The sequence below is a fragment of the Streptomyces sp. NPDC020362 genome (assembly GCF_040642095.1).
Lineage (GTDB): Bacteria > Actinomycetota > Actinomycetes > Streptomycetales > Streptomycetaceae > Streptomyces.
Genome location: NZ_JBFAET010000195.1, coordinates 1 through 16,757, shown reverse-complemented (window position 1 = coordinate 16,757; position 16,757 = coordinate 1). Strand labels below are relative to the sequence as shown.

Sequence of the window (16,757 nt, the reverse complement as noted above, 5' to 3'; positions counted from 1 at the left end):
GCCATCGCGGCGGGCTCCCTCGGGGTCGTAGAGGACGGGGCTTGCGACGGTCACCGGGAGCAGCCGGTCGCCGACGGGTGCGTACAGCCGTTCGCCGATACGGTCCCGGCCGCCCTTGATCAGGGCGAGCGCGAAGGTCCGGCCGAGCGCGGCGCTGCGGTAGCTGGAGGTGACATGGCCCAGCATCGGGACCGGCGGGGCGGGCAGTACGCTGTCGGCGACCAGTTGGGTGCCCTCGGGGAGGAAGACGGCCGGGTCCACGGGCAGCAGGCCGACGAGGTGCTTGCGGTCGGGGCGGACGGTGTCGGCGCGGGCGTAGGAGCGCTTGCCGATGAAGTCGGGCTTCTTCTTCGACACCGCCCAGCTCATGCCCAGGTCCTGCGGGGTGACCGTGCCGTCGGTGTCCTGACCGATGATCGGGTAGCCCTTCTCGGCGCGCAGGACGTGCATGGTCTCGGTCCCGTACGGGGTGATGCCGTACGGGGCACCGGCCTCGTACAGCGCCTGCCACAACGTGAGGGCGTCCCACGGCGACACGTTGATCTCGTAGGCGAGTTCACCGGAGAAGCTGATCCGGCACACGCGCGCCTCGATGCCCGCCACGGTCGTCTCCCGCCACGCCATGAACGGGAAGTCGTCGTTGGACACGGCAAGTTGGGGCGCGAGCGAGCCGAGGAGCCTGCGGGAGCTTGGGCCGACCAGGGCGACGGTCGCCCACTGCTCGGTGACGGAGGTGCAGTGGACGCGCAGTTCGGGCCACTCGGTCTGCAGCCACTCCTCCATCCAGTCCAGAACGGCCGCCGCGTTGCCGGTGGTGGTGGTGACCAGGAAGCGCTCCTGGGCGAGCCGGATGACGGTGCCGTCGTCGAAGATCATGCCGTCCGGGCGGCACATCACGCCGTAGCGGATCGTGCCGGCCTTCAGGGTGCTCATCATGTTGGTGTAGAGCAGATCGAGGAAGGCTGCGGCGTCCGGCCCCTGCACGTCGATCTTGCCGAGGGTGGAGGCGTCCATGAACGCGACGCCCTCGCGGGCGGCACGGCACTCGCGCAGCACGGCGGTCTCCATGTCCTCGCCGTCCTGCGGGTAGTACCAGGGCCGCTTCCACTGACCGACGTTCTCGAAGAGGGCGCCGTGCTCGGCATGCCAGCCGTGCAGGGCGGTCGTGCGTATCGGGTCGTGCAGCGCGCCACGGTCGCGGCCCGCGAGGGTGGCGAAGGAGACGGGCGTGTAGGGCGGGCGGAACGTCGGCAGGCCGAGCGCGGAGATGTCCACGCCGAGGAGTTCCGCGACGATGCCGCTGGCGAGAACGCCGGCTGTCCTGCCCTGGTCGTTGGCCGTGCCTGCCGTGGTGTAGCGCTTGGTGTGCTCGACCGAGCGCAGGCCCGCTCCGGTCGCGCGGGCCAGGTCGTCGACGGTGACGTCGCGTTGGAGGTCGACGAAGCGGGGTGCGTCGGTCGGTGCCGGGACCGCGAAGACGTGCATGGGCGGCGACTGTGGCCGGGTGGTGACCGCGGGCAGCGCGGGAGCCTCAGCGGTGTGGCCCTCGGCTTCGACGGCACGGACTCCCGCCGCCGCGCCCTGGGCGAGCACTGCGGCGAGGTCGAAGGTGCCGGCCGCGCTGCCCGCGACCTCCAGCGCCTGACGGCAGGTGTCCGGGACGAACGTGCCGAGCGCCTCGTCGTGGCGGAGCCTGCCGCCGGCCTGGCTGAACAGGTGCGCCACGGGGTTCCAGCCGCCGGAGACCAGCAGGAGGTCGACGGCGAACTCACGCCGCCCGGCAAACTCTCCGTACGGGGCGACCGTTACAGCGGTGAGGCGGGCCTCGCCCTCCGTGCCGGTGACTGCGTGGCCCGTCAGCACCTCGATCCCGGCGGACCGGGCACGGTCGGCCCACTCCCCCGGTGTGGGGCGCGTGTCGACGACCGCCGCGATCTCGACGCCCGCTGCCGCGAGGTCGAGGGCGGCGGGGTAGGCGCTGTCGTTCGTCGTGAAGACGACGGCGTGGCGGCCGGGGGCGACTCCGTGGCGGTTGACGTACGTGCGGGCCGAGGCGGCCAGCATCACGCCGGGGCGGTCGTTGTCCCCGAAGGCCAGCGAGCGCTCATGGGCGCCGGTGGCGAGGACGACTCGGCGGGCGCGGATGCGCCAGACGCGTTCGCGGGAGACGTTCTCGGGGGCCCCGGCGCCGAGGTGGTTGGTACGGCGTTCGACGGCCAGGAGGTGGTTGTCGTCGTAGTAGCCGAAGACGGTGGTGCGGCGCAGGACGCGCACCTCGGGGGCCGCGTCCAGCAGGGCGGCGGTGGCCGAGACCCAGTCGAGGTGTTCGGCCGTGCCGAGCAGGCTGCCGCCGGGCTCCGGCTGGTCGTCGGCGAGGATGACGCGGGCGCCGCTGCGTGCTGCCGCGGCTGCCGCCGCGAGGCCGGCCGGGCCCGCGCCGACGATCAGCAGGTCGCAGTGGGCGTGCACGGCGTCGTAGCGGGCGGGGTCCGGTTCGGTGGCGAGGCGGCCCTGGCCGGGCAGGCTGCTCGCGACCAGGCCGTCGTACAGCTCGACGGTCGTCGCGGGGAGCATCGGCTCGGGGAAGGGGGCCTCGATCTGGACCACCGCGTTCGGCTCCTCGACGCCGGCCGAGAAGATGCCGCGGGGGCGGCCGAGCTTGACGCTGGTAGCTGCCGCGATGACGCCGTTGGCAAGGAGGGCGGAGGCGAGGGTGTCGCCTCGGTAGCCCTGGTATTCGGTGCCGTCGAAGGTGAAGGTGAGGGGGGTGTCGCGGTCGATCCGGCCACCGGTGAGGGTGCGGAACGGACGGCCCGCGGTGGAGCCGCTGATGGACGCAGCGCCCCCGACGCCCCTACCCGTCCCGTCCTGCAGGGGCTCCACCCCTTCGGCCCCGCCAGGGGGCTCCACCCCCTGGATCCCCGTCGGCCCTGAACGGGCCTCGTCCTCAATCGCCGGACGGGCCGGCACAGCCAGAGCCGGCTGAGAAGTCACTGGACGGGGCTCCAGCGTCTCCGGACGCGGCTCCCCCGTCCGGTAGACGGCGAGGATCTCGTTGCTCGCCGTGTCCCGCACCGCGTTGAACCACCGGCGGCACCCCGCCGCGTGGCTCCAGCGCTCGGCGAACGGCCCCTTCGGGTTGTCGCGGAAGAACAGGTACCGCGCCCACTCCTCGTCGGTGAGGGCGGCCGGGTCCTCGGGGTAGGCCACGTGCGCCTGGCCACCGTAGTGGAACTCGGCCTCGTCGCGGGGCCCGCACCACGGGCAGGGGATGAGCAGCATGTCGTTCGGCTCCCTTGAGGATCCCTAGTGGGCCACCGCGGCCGCGCCGTGCTCGTCGACGAGCGCGCCGGTGGTGAAACGGTCGAGCGAGAAGGGGGCGTTGAGGGCGTGGGGGGTGTCGTGGGCGATGGTGTGGGCGTAGACCCAGCCGACGCCCGGGGTGGCCTTGAAGCCGCCCGTTCCCCAGCCGCAGTTGAGGTAGAGGTTGTCGACGGGGGTGAGGCCGACGATCGGTGAGGCGTCGGGGCTGACGTCGACGATGCCGCCCCAGGTGCGCAGCACGTGGGCGCGGGCGAAGACCGGGAAGAGCTCCAGGGCCGCGGACATCTGTTCCTCGATGATGTGGAACGCTCCGCGCTGGGTGTAGGAGTTGTACGCGTCGATGCCCGCGCCCATCACCAGCTCGCCCTTGTGCGCCTGGCTGACGTACACGTGGACGGCGTTGGACATGACCACCGTCGGGTGCACGGGCTCCAGGAGCTCGGAGACCAGCGCCTGCAACGGGTGGCTCTGCAGAGGGAGTTCGATGCCCGCCATCGCCGCCAGCACCGAGGTGTGGCCGGCCGAGCAGAGGGCCACCCTGCCGGCTGCGATCGGGCCCAGGGTGGTCCGGACGCCGACCACGCGGCCGCCGACCACGTCGAGACCCGTGACCTCGCAGTTCTGGATGATGTCGATCCCGGCCGCATCCGCCGAGCGGGCGAAGCCCCAGGCCACGTAGTCGTGCTTGGCGATGCCGGCGCGCGGCTGGTAGGTGCCGCCGAGGACCGGATAGCGCACGTCGGGTGAGGTGTTGACGATCGGGCAGACCTCTTTGACCTGCTCGGCGTCGAGCCATTCGGCGTCCACGCCGTTCAGTCGGTTCGCCTCGACGCGGCGCACGCTGTCGCGGACGTCCTGGAGGCTGTGGGCGAGGTTCAGCACGCCGCGCTGGGAGAAGAGGATCGGGTAGTCCAGCTCTTCCTCCAGCCCTTCCCACAGCTTGAGAGCGTGTTCGTAGATGCCCGCGCTCTCGTCCCACAGGTAGTTGGAGCGGATGATCGTGGTGTTGCGGGCCATGTTGCCGCCCGCGAGCCAGCCCTTCTCCAGCACGGCGACGTTGGTGATGCCGTGGTTCTTCGCCAGGTAGTGGGCGGTGGCGAGGCCGTGTCCGCCGCCACCGACGATCACCACGTCGTACGACCGCTTCGGCTCGGGGGTGCGCCAGAGCCAGTCGGGGTGGTCGGGGAGGTCGGCGCCTGGGGTGCTGGGGCTCATCGGGCGTCTCCGGCTTCCGAAAGGTGCGGGTAGAGCGGGTGCCTGGCGGCCAGGGCTTCGGTCCGGGAGCGCAGCGCGGGCACGTCGGGCTCGGGCGTCAGGGCCAGGGCGATCACGTCGGCGACCTCGGCGAAGTCCTCCTCGGTGAAGCCGCGGGTGGCCAGGGCGGGGGTGCCGATGCGCAGGCCGGAGGTCACCATGGGCGGGCGTGGGTCGAAGGGGACGGCGTTGCGGTTGACGGTGATGCCGATCTCGTGGAGCAGGTCCTCCGCCTGACGGCCGTCCAGGGAGGAGTCCCGGAGGTCGACCAGGACGAGATGGACGTCCGTGCCGTCGGTCAGCACCTTGACGCCCGCAGCTGCGGCATCCGGCCGGGTCAGGCGCTCGGCCAGGATGCGGGCGCCGGCCAGCGTGCGGGCCTGGCGTTCGGCGAACTCGGGCGACGCCGCCACTTTGAAGGAGACCGCCTTCGCGGCGATGACGTGCTCCAGCGGTCCGCCCTGCATTCCGGGGAACACCGCCGAGTTGATCTTCTTGGCCAGGTCGGCGTCGTTGGTGAGGATGACGCCGCCGCGGGGGCCGCCGAGCGTCTTGTGCGTCGTGGTGGTGACCACGTGCGCGTGCGGGACGGGGCTGGGGTGGAGTCCTGCGGCGACCAGGCCCGCGAAGTGCGCCATGTCGACCATGAGGAGGGCACCGACCTCGTCGGCGATGCGGCGGAAGGCCGCGAAGTCCAGCTGCCTCGGGTACGCCGACCAGCCCGCGATGATCATCTTGGGGCGGTGCTCCTTGGCGAGGCGCTCCACCTCGTCCATGTCCACGAGGTTGTCCGTCTCGGCGACGTGGTACGGGACGACATTGAGCATCTTGCCGCTGTAGTTGATGCGCATGCCGTGGGTGAGGTGTCCGCCGTGCGCGAGGTCCAGGCCGAGGATGGTGTCGCCGGGCTGGAGGAGGGCGAAGAAGACGGCGGTGTTCGCCTGGGCGCCCGAGTGCGGCTGGACGTTGGCGTAGCCGGCGCCGAACAGGGACTTGACGCGTTCGATGGCCAGGCGCTCGGTGACGTCGACGTGTTCGCAGCCGCCGTAGTAGCGACGGCCGGGGTAGCCCTCGGCGTACTTGTTGGTCGCGACCGACCCCTGGGCCTCCATCACGGCGGACGGCGCGAAGTTCTCGGAGGCGATCATCTCCAGGGTGGACTGCTGGCGGTGCAGCTCTGCGCGAAGGGCGGCGTGGACCTCGGGGTCCAGCTCCGCCAGGGGGGTGTTCAGCGCGTTCATACGGTGTTCGCGTTCCTCTCGGCGGCCTCGACGACGTTGGCGAGCAGCATCGCCCGGGTCATGGGGCCCACGCCGCCGGGCATCGGTGCGAGCCATCCGGCGACCGTGGCGGCCTCCGGGTGCACATCGCCGGCGAGCCCGTGGTCGGTGCGGGTGATGCCGACGTCCAGGACCGCCGCGCCGGGGCGCAGCATGTCCTTGGTGATCAGTCCGGGCGAGCCTGCTGCCGCGACGACGATGTCCGCCTCGCGTACGTGCCAGGCCAGGCCCTTGGTTCCGGTGTGGCACAGGGTGACGGTGGCGTTCTCGGAGCGGCGGGTCAGCAGGAGTCCGAGCGGACGTCCGACCGTGATGCCCCGGCCGATCACGCACACGCGCGCTCCGGCGAGCGGCACCTGGTACCGGCGCAGCAGTTCGACGATGCCGCGCGGGGTGCACGGCAGTGGTGCCTCGACGCCGAGGACGAGCCGGCCGAGGTTGACGGGGTGCAGTCCGTCGGCGTCCTTGGCGGGGTCCATGCGCTCGAGTACGGCGCCCGCGTCCAGGTGGCGCGGGAGCGGGAGTTGCACGATGTAGCCGGTGCAGGCCGGGTCGGCGTTGAGTTCGTCGATGGTGTCCTCGACCTGCTGCTGCGTGGCGTCGGCGGGCAGTTCGCGGCGCAGGGAGGCGACGCCGATCTGCGCGCAGTCACGGTGCTTTCCGGCGACGTAGGCGTGGCTGCCCGGGTCGTCGCCCACCAGGACGGTGCCGAGGCCCGGCTGCCGTCCGGTGGTGGCGGTCGACTTGGCGACGCGGTCGGCGAGTTCGCGGCGGATGGTGGCTGCGGTCGCCTTGCCGTCCAGCGGTTGTGCGGTCACCGGCGGTACTCCTTCCCCAGGGCTAACCACGGAGACGGGACATGGTCGGGTCGAACAGGGGCTCCTCGGCGACGACCGCCTCGACGCGCCGGTCGAAGTAGCCGATGTGCACGGTGGTGCCGGGGGTGGCGAGCTCTGCAGGGAGCCAGGCGTAGGCGATGCCCTTGCCGATCGTGTAGCCGTAGGCGGCGCTGGTGACGTAGCCGACGGCGCGGTCGCCGTCGTAGACCGGCTCCTTGCCCATGACGACGGACCGGGGGTCGTCGATGGTGAGGCAGGTCAGCCTGCGGCGGACGTCGGCCTTGCGGCGTTCGAGTGCCGCCTTGCCGACGAAGTCGTCCTTGTCGGGCTTGACGGCGAAGCCGACGCCGGCCTCGTAGGGGTCGTGCTCGTAGGTCATGTCGGTGCCGAAGGACCGGTAGCCCTTCTCCAGGCGGAGGCTGTTGAAGGCGCCGCGGCCCGCGATGATGCCGCCGAGCGGCCGGGCCGCGGCCCAGAGGGTGTCCCAGAGCTTCCGGCCGAGGTCGGCGGTGGTGTACAGCTCCCAGCCGAGTTCACCGACGTACGACAGGCGCATCGCGGTGACGGGGACGCTGCCGATGTGGGCGCGCTTGGCGCGGAAGTACTTGAGGCCGTCGTTCGAGAAGTCCTCGTCGGTGAGGGGCTGCAGCACCTTGCGGGCGAGCGGGCCCCACAGGCCGATGCAGCAGGTCCCGGGGGTGATGTCGCGGACCTGGACCGTGCCGTCGGCGGGGAGGTGGCGGGTGAACCAGTCGAGGTCCAGGTTGCCGTTGGCCCCGACCTGGAAGAGGTTGCGGGCCAGGCGGGCGACGGTGACGTCGCTGCGGATGCCGCCGTCGTGGTCGAGGAGGAGGGTGTAGGTCACCGAGCCGACCGACTTGGCGACCTTGCCGGTGCACAGGCCCTCCAGGAAGTCCGCGGCACCCGGGCCGCTCACCTCCAGACGCTTGAGGGCCGTCATGTCGTACATCGCGACCGTTTCGCGGGTGACCTGGGCCTCCGCGCCGACGATGGGCGACCAGTAGCGGGCGGCCCAGTCGTTGGGGGTCGGGATGTTGCGGCCCTCGACGAGGGACGCGTTGGCCTCGTACCACTGCGGGCGCTCCCAGCCGTTCGCCTCCAGGAAGAACGCGCCGTGTTCCTGCTGGCGGGCGTGGAAGGGGCTGGTGCGGATGGGGCGCGGCTTCCCGGACGGCTGGAGCGGGTGGAGGATGTCGTAGACCTCGACGAAGTTCTGGCAGTCGCGGGCCAGGACGTACTCCGGGGAGAGCTGGTGCGGCTCGAAGCGGTTGACGTCGCACTCGTGCAGGTCGAAGGAGGAGCAGTGGCCGTCGACCAGCCATTCGGCGACGGCCCGGCCGACGCCCGCGGAGTGGGTGACCCACACGGCCTCCGCAACCCAGAAGCCCTCGACGTCCGGTGACTCGCCGAGCAGCGGGTAGCCGTCGGTGGTGAAGGAGAACAGGCCGTTGATGCCCTCCTCGACCTTGGCCTCCTTCGTCGCGGGGAGCAGCGCCTGGGTCGCGGTCCAGGCGTCCTCGAAGTCCTCCTCGGTGAACTTCAGGACGGACGGCATTTCCTCGGCCTCGTCGACGGAGAGGATGTCGTCGGCGGAGAGGGGCATCGGGCGGTGGCCGTAGTAGCCGATGCCGATGCCGTCGAAGCGGTCGCGGTAGTAGAGGTCGGCGTCCTGGTGGCGCAGGATGGGGCGGACCGCCTCTTCCGTCTGGCCCGCGAGGGCCGGTACCGGCCCGGTCCAGGCGAGCTGGTGGGCGAGCGGAGTGAGCGGGAGGTTCATCCCGACCATCCGGGCGATCTTCGGGCCCCAGATGCCGGCGCAGCACACGACGATGTCGGCGGGGATCTCGCCCTGGTCGGTCAGGACGCCGGTGACACGGCCCTCGTTCTGCCGAACGTCGAGGACTTCGTGGCGGGCCAGGAAGCGCACGCCGCGTGCGGTGGCCCGGCGGATCTGCGCCTCGACGGCGAGGACGGCCTTGGCGAGGCCGTCGGTGGGGACGAGGAGGCCGCCGAGGACCTTGTCGCGGTCGACCAGCGGATGCTGCTCGACGCACTCGTCGGGGGTCAGCAGGCGCGCCTCGATGCCCCAGGCGGTGATCCAGCCGTGGCGGCGGTGGAGTTCGGCGAGGCGCTCGGGGGTGGTCGCCACTTCGAGGCCGCCGACCTGCAGGAAGCAGGGCTTGCCGTCGACGTCGAGGGAGCAGAACTTCTCGACGGTGTAGCGGGCCAGCTCGGTCATGGTCTTGGAGGGGTTCGTCTGGAAGACCAGGCCCGGGGCGTGCGAGGAGGATCCCCCGGTGGCCGGGAGGGGGCCCTGGTCGACCACGGTCACTTCGGTCCAGCCGCGTGCGGAGATCTCGTCCGCGAGGGCCGCTCCCACGACGCCCGCTCCGATGATGACCACTCGGGGTCCCGCCATCGCTCAACCTCCGAACTCGAAACCGGTCCAGTTGCTGTCTGCGCAACTTGATTCAGGTTGCGCAACTCAATGTGCCTGCCCCCGAGGAGGGGTGTCAAGGGGGCGCATGGCGTCGGTGAACAGCGCGAAAGACCAACGGGCCCGGCCGGCTGCACTGGCAGCCTGCCGGGCCCGTTCAGGGGTTTTCGGGGTCGCCGACGCGTCACCGCTCCATGGCCGGAGACGGTGACGGCGGCGGTGACCCGGACGTGTCGCCGCCCGCTACTTCAGCCAGGCGTCGACCTTGCCGCGGTTCGCCTCGACCCACTTCTTGGCGGCCGCTTCGTCGGACATCTTGTCCACCGCGATGTACTTGGCCACGGTGTTCTGGTCGTCGTTGGTCCAGTTGAACTTCTTCACCAGGTCGTACGCCGGGCTCCCGGACTTGGCGAACTTCGCGCTGACGACCTTGTCCAGGTCGTAGACGGGATAGTCGCAGGCGACCTTCGCGGCGTCGGCGTCGCAGCCCGTCGTGTACTTCGGGAGGTTGACCTTCACCAGCGGCACCTCGGACAGGAACCACTGCGGCTCGTAGAAGTAGCCGATCACCCACTGCTTGTTCTTCTCGGCCGTCCGGAAGGCCTGGATGAGCGCGGTCTCGCTGCCCGCGTACACCACCTTGTAGTCCAGCTTCAGGTTCTTCACCAGCGCCGCGTCGTTGGTGACGTACGACGGGTCGCCGTCGAGCAACTGGCCCTTGCCGCCCGACTCGGAGGTCTTGAACTCGGACGCGTACTTGTCGAGGTTCTTCCAGTCGGTGATGTCCGGGTGAGCCTTGGCCAGCCACGGGGGCACGTACCAGCCGATGATGCCCTTGTTACCGGTCTGCCCCGCCTCGACGGCGGTCTTCTGGCCGGTGATGTACTTCTTCTTCAGATCGTCGTGGCCCCAGTTCTCCAGGACGGCGTCGACCTCGCCGGTCCCGAAGCCCTGCCAGGCGATCTCTTCCTTGAGGTCCTTCTTGTCGACCGTGCAGCCGAGGTCGTGCTGTGCGACGTACGCGACGACCGCCGCGTCCGCCTCGTAGCCCACCCACGGGTTGACGGCGAGGTTGAACGTGCCGCACTTGCCGCCCGAGCCCTTCGAGCCCGCGGAGGAGGTGTCGCCGACCTTCGCCCCTGAGCACGCCGTGAGGGTGAGGCCGAGGACGGCCAGGCCGGCCGCGCCGGCTCGCCAGTGTCTTGCCATGGTGTCCTGCTCCTTAAGCCCTGGTGCGTCGCGCCGCAGCCTGAGTGATCCTGTCGAACATGACTCCGAGCAGTACGATGGCGAGTCCCGCCGCCAGCCCCTTTCCGTACAGCTCTCCCTGCGAGAATCCGGCCACGACGTCGTAGCCGAGGGCGCCGGCCCCTACCAGGCCGCCCACCACAACCATCGACAGCACGTAGATCAGCCCCTGGTTCGTCGCGAGAGTCAGGGCGCTGCGTGCCATCGGCAGCTGGACCTTGGTGATGATCTGCCAGGTGTTGCACCCGGCCGAGGTGGCCGCCTCCACCGTGGACTCGGGAACGTTCCGCACACCGTCCGCGATGATCTTGATGGCGACGGGGGCCGCGTAGACGACGGCCGCGACGATCGCGGTGAACCGGGTGGCACCGAAAAGGGCCAGGAACGGCACGAGATAGACGAACGGCGGCATGACCTGCGCGGCGTCCAGGGTGGGCCGCACCAGCCGGTCCACGAACAGGCTGCGTCCCATCCACACGCCGAAGACGGCGCCGAGCAGCATCACCAGCACCGTGGCCACGGCGGTCGAGGCGAGTGTCGTCATGCTGTCCGACCACAGACCCGTGCCGACGAGCAGCCCGACGCACACGGCGGCGGTCACGCCGGCGCGCCATCCGCCGAGCACCGCGCCGAGCGCGACCAGGGTGGCGCCGACGAGCCACCACGGGGAGTCGGTGAGGAGCGTCTGGAACGGGTTGAGCAGGCCGTTGGTGAGGGCGTCCCGAAGGGCGTTGGTCAGGCCCGAGAGATTGTCCTGCAGCCAGGTGGTCGTGGTGTCGGCCACGCTCGCGATGTGACTTCCAACGGTGCCGTTCCCGGGAAACTCGGCCGCCCAGACGAAGGTGTGGGACAGGTAGACCAGAACAGCCACCGCGACCCCGCCCGCTGCCAGCAGCGGCCTGCGCCACTTGAGGAGGTGGCCGCCCCTGCGGCGGGCCGCCTCGGCGCGTCCGGCCGCCGCCGTGGTGACCCGGTCGAGCACGATGGCCATGACGACGATGGCGAGGCCGGCGTTGAAGGCGGTGCCGACGTCGAGCGATTGCAGGGCCTGCACGACGGTCTTGCCGAGGCCCGGTGCGTCGATCAGGGCGGCGATGGTCACCATGGCCAGGGCGGCCATGATGGTCTGGTTGACGCCCATGACCACCGTGCGCTTGGACATCGGCAGCAGCACTTTCAGCAGTTGCTGCGACCGGGTCGTGCCGAGCGAGTCCGCCGCCTCGACGGTGGTCTCCGGTACGGAGCGGATGGCGTGCGCGGTGATGCGGATGGCGGGCGGTGCCGCGTAGATCACCGTGGTGATCACGGCGGAGGCCCCGCCGATCTGGAAGATCAGCGTCAGCGGAGCGAGGTAGACGAAGGTCGGCATCGTCTGCATGAAGTCCAGGAAGGGCGTCATGATCCGGTTGAACCGGTCGGAGAGCCCCGCCCACACGCCGAGCGGGATGCCGATGAGCAGCGCCACGAAGACCGCCGACAGGGTCAGCGCCAGCGTGTCCATGCTCTCCTGCCACAGGCCCTGCAGCCCGAAGAAGGTGAAGCCCGCCACCGCCAGGAGGGCGACCCGCCAGTTGCCCACGGCCCAGGAGACGTACCCGGCGAGTCCGACGACACCGAGCCAGCCGATCTGCGGGACCGGGCGGCTGCCGGTGGGCTGCGAGATCAGGGACTGGACGAACGTCACCAGGTTGTCGATGGCCAGGCGGATCTCGTTGAAGAAGTAGAGGAAGAGCGGGTTGGAGTTGCGGTTGGCTCCGACGGTGTCGTTGACGTCGTTCAACCAGCGGTGCAGGCCGGTGAGGTCGGCGGCTGCGAGGGTCAGCGTCTGCCGGCCGCGCAGCACGGCGAAGAGCACCAGCCAGGCGGCCAGGATCGCCGCCAGCGCCATGCCGCGGCTGACCTTGCGGGCAGCCGGCGCGGCCGCCGCCGACGGGACCTTGTCGGTCTTCTCGGGATTCTCGGGCTTCTCCAGGACTGTGGCCATCACACACCGCCCTCTTGCCCGGCCACCACCGCGAGGATCTCCTCATCGCCCACGATGCCGAGCAGCTTCCCGTCCTCGACGACCTTGACCGGCTTCTCGGCGGCGAGCACCGCACGGGTGGCCTCGCGCACCACGACGTCCGGGCCGAGTTCGGGGCCGTCGAGGGCGTCGTCGGGCTGCACGGGGCGCATGATCCAGCGCAGGGTCAGTACGTCGCCGCGCGGCACGTCCTTGACGAAGTCCCGTACGTAGTCGTCGGCAGGGGCGCCCACGAGTTCGTCGCCGGTGCCGCACTGGACCATCTTGCCGTCGCGCATGATCAGGATGCGGTCGCCCAGCTTCAGGGCCTCGGAGAGGTCGTGGGTGATGAAGACCATGGTCTTGCCGACCTCGTGGTGCAGGCGGATGACCTCGTTCTGCATGTCGCGGCGGATCAGCGGGTCGAGCGCGGAGAACGGCTCGTCGAAGAAGAGGACGTCGGGGTCGCCGGCGAGGGCACGGGCGAGACCGACGCGCTGCTGCATGCCGCCGGAGAGCTGGTCCGGGTAGGAGTTCTCGTATCCGGCGAGACCCACCAGTTCGACGACCTCCAGGGCCTTCTTGGTGCGCTCGGTCCTGCCCATGCCACGGATCTCCAGGCCGAACGCCACGTTGTCGACGACCCTGCGGTGCGGCAGCAGCCCGAAGTGCTGGAAGACCATGGAGAACTTGCTGCGCCGCAGTTCGCGCAGCCGCCTGGGGTCGGCACCCCGGATGTCCTCGCCCTCGAAGACGACCTCGCCCGCGGTGGGTTCGATCAGCCGCGTCAGACATCGCACCAGGGTGGACTTGCCGGAACCGGACAGACCCATGACGACGAAGACCTCACCGGACGACACCTCGAAGTTCACGTCGCGCACGGCGGCGGTGCACCCGGTGCGGTCCATGAGCTCCCGGCGGGTGAGTCCGCACAGCTCCTCGGAGTCCGGCACCCGGTCGGCCTTCGGCCCGAACACCTTCCACAGCCGGCGCACGGAGACGACCGGGGTGCGGTCCTGGGGGCCCTGGGACGTGTCGCGCCGCTGCGACACCTCGGTCTGTGCTGGGGTCACGATCGACCTCTTTTCGGCGTTCAGCCGCGGAACCAGTGCTGCGGCCGGGGTTGGATGTTCTGCCAGACGTGCTTTGGCTCTCGGTATTCGTCGAGTCCGGTCGGTCCCAGCTCCCGGCCCACGCCCGAGTGCCCGAAGCCACCCCATTCCGCCTGCGGCACATAGGGGTGGTAGTCGTTGATCCACACCGTGCCGTGACGCAGCCGCCGGGCGACCCGTTGGGCCTTGCCCGCGTCCTGCGTCCAGACGGCCCCGGCGAGTCCGTACTCCGTGTCGTTGGCGATGCGGACGGCGTCGTCCTCGTCGTGGAAGCGCTCGACGGTGAGCACGGGGCCGAAGGACTCCTCGTGCACCACGCGCATGTCCTGCCGGCACTCGTCGAGGACGGTGGGCGGGTAGTAGAAGCCGTTCGCCAGCGCGGGGTCGTCGGGGCGCTCGCCGCCGCAGCGCAGCACGGCGCCCTCGGCGAGACCGGCGGCGACGTACGCCTCGACCTTCTCCCGGTGCTGCGCGGAGATCAGCGCCCCGGTCTCCGCCTCGGGGTCGAACGGACCGCCGAGGCGGATCAGTCGGGCGCGGCGTACGACCTCGTCGACGAAGGCGTCGTGGAGGGAGTCCTCGACGATCAGCCGGGCGCCGGCCGAGCAGACCTGCCCGGAGTGCAGGAAGACGGCGGTGAGCGCGAAATCCACGGCGGTCTCGAAGTCCGCGTCCGCGAAGACCACGTTCGGGTTCTTGCCGCCGAGTTCCAGCGCGACCTTCTTCACCGTGGCGGCGGCGGTGGCCATGATGTGCCGCCCGGTCGCCAGGCCGCCGGTGAAGGACACCATGTCGACGCCCGGGTCCTCGGAGAGCGGGGCGCCCGCTTCGGGGCCGCTGCCCAGGACGAGGTTGGCGGCGCCGGCCGGGAGCCCGGCCTCGTGGAGGGCCCGCATCAGCAGGATCGAGGTGGAGGGCGTCAGCTCGCTGGGCTTGAGGACGACGGTGTTGCCGGCGAGGAGGGCGGGCGCGACCTTCCAGGACGCCTGAAGCAGGGGGTAGTTCCAGGGGGTGATCAGTCCGCAGACGCCGACGGGCTCGTAGGTCACCCGGCTGAGGGCGTCGTCGCGGCCGGTGTCCACCACCCGGCCGGCGCTGGTGCCGGCGATCCCGCCGTAGTAGCGGAAGCAGGAGACGACGTCGGCGATGTCGTATTCGCTCTCGACCAGGCGCTTGCCGGTGTCGAGCGACTCGGCGCGGGCGAACTCCTTGGCGTCGCGCTCGATGATGTCGGCGGTGCGCAGCAGGAGAGCGCCGCGCTCACGTTCGGGGGTGTGCGGCCAGGGGCCGGTGTCGAAGGCCCGACGGGCCGCGGCGATCGCGGCCTCGGTGTCGGCCCGGGTTCCCTCGGGCACCCTCGCGACGAGCGTGCCGTCCGCCGGACAGCGGATCTCCCGGTGGCCGCCGGCCACCGCAGCGCGCCATTCTCCGTCCACATACAGATCTGCCACGCGCCGAGCCCTTCGATGGAATTCGTTGCGCATTGTGCATTGAATTGCTTGTGGTGGAACACCCTGGCCGAATGGGCTGACATACGTCAAGGGGTTGGCGGATCCCGATTCGGTCATCACGGCAGATGCCCCGACACTCTTGACCGCGGGCGGCACGGACCTCAACCTTGTTGCGTATCGCTCACCATGTTGTGCCATACGCACCAAGGGAGGCCCTACATGTCCCCTCGACCGCATCCCGGCCGTGAGTACGTCCTCACTCTCTCGTGTCCGGACACGGCCGGACTGGTCCACGCAGTGAGCGGCTTTCTCGTCAGGAACTCCGGCAACATCCTGCAGAGCCAGCAGTTCGATGATCGACTCCAGGACCGTTTCTTCATGAGGGTCCACTTCGACGTTTCCGATCCCAACGTCGATCTGGAAATACTGCGTTACCGGTTCGGCCCGGTCGCCGAGGCCCACGGGATCACCTGGACCCTCCGGGACGCCGCGACCCCGACCCGGACGCTGATCATGGTGTCCAGGTTCGGCCACTGCCTCAACGACCTGCTCTTCCGCTGCCGCAGCGGCGCCCTCAACATCGAGATCCCGGCCATCGTCTCCAACCACCGCGACTTCGAGGGGCTGGCGGAGACCTACGGCATCCCCTTCCACCACATCCCGGTGACCCGGGACACCAAGCCCGAGGCGGAGGCGCGCCTGCTGGAGCTGGTGCGTGAGCTGAACGTCGACCTGGTGGTCCTCGCCCGCTACATGCAGGTGCTCTCCGACGACCTGTGCAAGGAGCTGGAGGGCCGCGCCATCAACATCCACCACTCGTTCCTGCCGAGCTTCAAGGGCGCGAAGCCCTACCAGCAGGCCTACGAGCGCGGGGTGAAGCTGGTCGGCGCGACGGCGCACTATGTGACGTCCGACCTGGACGAGGGCCAGATCATCGAGCAGGACGTGATCCGGGTGGACCACTCCCTGGACCCCGACGACCTGGTCACCGTGGGCCGCGACGTGGAGGCACAGGTACTGGCCCACGCGGTGAAGTGGCACACCGAGAGCCGCGTCATGGTGGAGGGGAACCGCACGGTGGTCTTCCGCTGAACGACACGTCGACGGTGGCGGGGCCGGAATCCGGCCCCGCCCCCGTTCGTGTGCGACCTCAGCCGCCCAGCCGGTCCAGCAGGGCGCGGCGCCACCGCTCCGTCTCGGCGATCTGGTTGAACGTGAAGACGTGCAGGCCTGCCACTCGGGCCGACGGCGCGGCGAGCGCCTCCGCGCAGCGGTCGAGCAGTCTCTCGGGCACGTATCCCCCGGGCGTAGCGAACCGCAGGAACCAGGACGCGTGCTTGGTCAGGAAGCGCGTGGACTCCCCCACCCCGATCTTCGTCGCCATGGACAGCAGCTTCGCGCGCTGCACCGGTCCGGCGACGCCCACGTGCACGGGCAGCGTGACGTCGCGGCGCCGTATACGGGCGATCCAGTCGCCGAGCACGCGCGGATCGAAGCACAGGTTGCTGACGATGTACGTGGCGTGCGCGCGCTTGTCCCACATCGCCTGGATGGTGATGTCGTCGTGGATGAGCGGATGGCTCTCCGGGTATCCGGTGATCCCCAGGTGCGCGAAGGGCCCGCCCAGCTCGTCCAGTCGGCGCAGCACCGGCAGCGCCCCGTCGTACGGCCCGGCCGGCGGGGCGGCGTCGCCCGCCGGGACGAAGACGTCGTCGACGCCCACCGTGCGCAGCCGCTCGACGACGTCCTTCAGGTGTGTGTCGTCCCGCAGCAGCCGCGCGGGCACGTG

The 16,757-nt window shown here is 70.5% G+C and carries 11 protein-coding genes; 1 reads left to right on the top strand and 10 read right to left on the bottom strand.

What is annotated here, in order from left to right:
- From AB0H32_RS39365 to AB0H32_RS39325, 9 genes are all read right to left on the bottom strand, one after another.
- Positions 1-3,282 (bottom strand): sarcosine oxidase subunit alpha family protein (locus AB0H32_RS39365; RefSeq protein ID WP_361131502.1); only part of this gene is annotated, 3,282 nt, incomplete at its 3' end.
- Between the two features lie 24 nt (positions 3,283-3,306).
- Complete coding sequence (locus tag AB0H32_RS39360) at positions 3,307-4,539, bottom strand: sarcosine oxidase subunit beta family protein (RefSeq protein ID WP_361131500.1); 1,233 nt, start codon at positions 4,537-4,539, stop codon at positions 3,307-3,309.
- Positions 4,536-5,819: a serine hydroxymethyltransferase gene (glyA, locus tag AB0H32_RS39355; RefSeq protein WP_361131497.1), complete on the bottom strand. Its 1,284-nt coding sequence runs from the start codon at positions 5,817-5,819 to the stop codon at positions 4,536-4,538. Before glyA ends, AB0H32_RS39360 begins: the two co-directional genes overlap by 4 nt.
- A complete protein-coding gene (locus tag AB0H32_RS39350; RefSeq protein ID WP_361131494.1) occupies positions 5,816-6,676 on the bottom strand; it encodes a bifunctional methylenetetrahydrofolate dehydrogenase/methenyltetrahydrofolate cyclohydrolase in 861 nt (286 codons plus the stop codon). Before AB0H32_RS39350 ends, glyA begins: the two co-directional genes overlap by 4 nt.
- 22 nt (positions 6,677-6,698) lie before the next feature.
- Positions 6,699-9,137 (bottom strand): FAD-dependent oxidoreductase, encoded by a 2,439-nt coding sequence (locus tag AB0H32_RS39345; RefSeq protein WP_361131491.1) that lies wholly within the window; start codon positions 9,135-9,137, stop codon positions 6,699-6,701.
- Positions 9,138-9,398: 261 nt separating this feature from the next.
- Positions 9,399-10,364, bottom strand: coding sequence for an ABC transporter substrate-binding protein (locus tag AB0H32_RS39340; protein WP_361131488.1), 966 nt, complete (start codon positions 10,362-10,364; stop codon positions 9,399-9,401).
- A 13-nt stretch (positions 10,365-10,377) separates the two neighbouring features.
- Positions 10,378-12,387 carry an ABC transporter permease subunit gene (locus AB0H32_RS39335; RefSeq protein WP_361131485.1) on the bottom strand — a complete coding sequence of 670 codons (2,010 nt, stop codon included), beginning with the start codon at positions 12,385-12,387 and terminating at the stop codon, positions 10,378-10,380.
- Positions 12,387-13,478 carry a glycine betaine/L-proline ABC transporter ATP-binding protein gene (locus tag AB0H32_RS39330; RefSeq protein ID WP_361131482.1) on the bottom strand — a complete coding sequence of 364 codons (1,092 nt, stop codon included), beginning with the start codon at positions 13,476-13,478 and terminating at the stop codon, positions 12,387-12,389. The genes AB0H32_RS39335 and AB0H32_RS39330 overlap by 1 nt, the downstream gene beginning before the upstream one ends.
- 20 nt (positions 13,479-13,498) lie before the next feature.
- Positions 13,499-14,968 carry an aldehyde dehydrogenase family protein gene (locus AB0H32_RS39325; protein WP_361131479.1) on the bottom strand — a complete coding sequence of 490 codons (1,470 nt, stop codon included), beginning with the start codon at positions 14,966-14,968 and terminating at the stop codon, positions 13,499-13,501.
- A gap of 219 nt (positions 14,969-15,187) precedes the next feature.
- Between AB0H32_RS39325 and purU the strand changes: the two genes are divergently transcribed.
- The gene (purU, locus tag AB0H32_RS39320) at positions 15,188-16,060 is read left to right on the top strand and encodes a formyltetrahydrofolate deformylase (protein ID WP_361131476.1); all 873 of its coding nucleotides are present in this window, start codon (positions 15,188-15,190) and stop codon (positions 16,058-16,060) included.
- A 58-nt stretch (positions 16,061-16,118) separates the two neighbouring features.
- Here the strand turns inward: purU and AB0H32_RS39315 are convergent.
- Positions 16,119-16,757 (bottom strand): 5,10-methylenetetrahydrofolate reductase (locus tag AB0H32_RS39315; protein WP_361131473.1); only part of this gene is annotated, 639 nt, incomplete at its 5' end.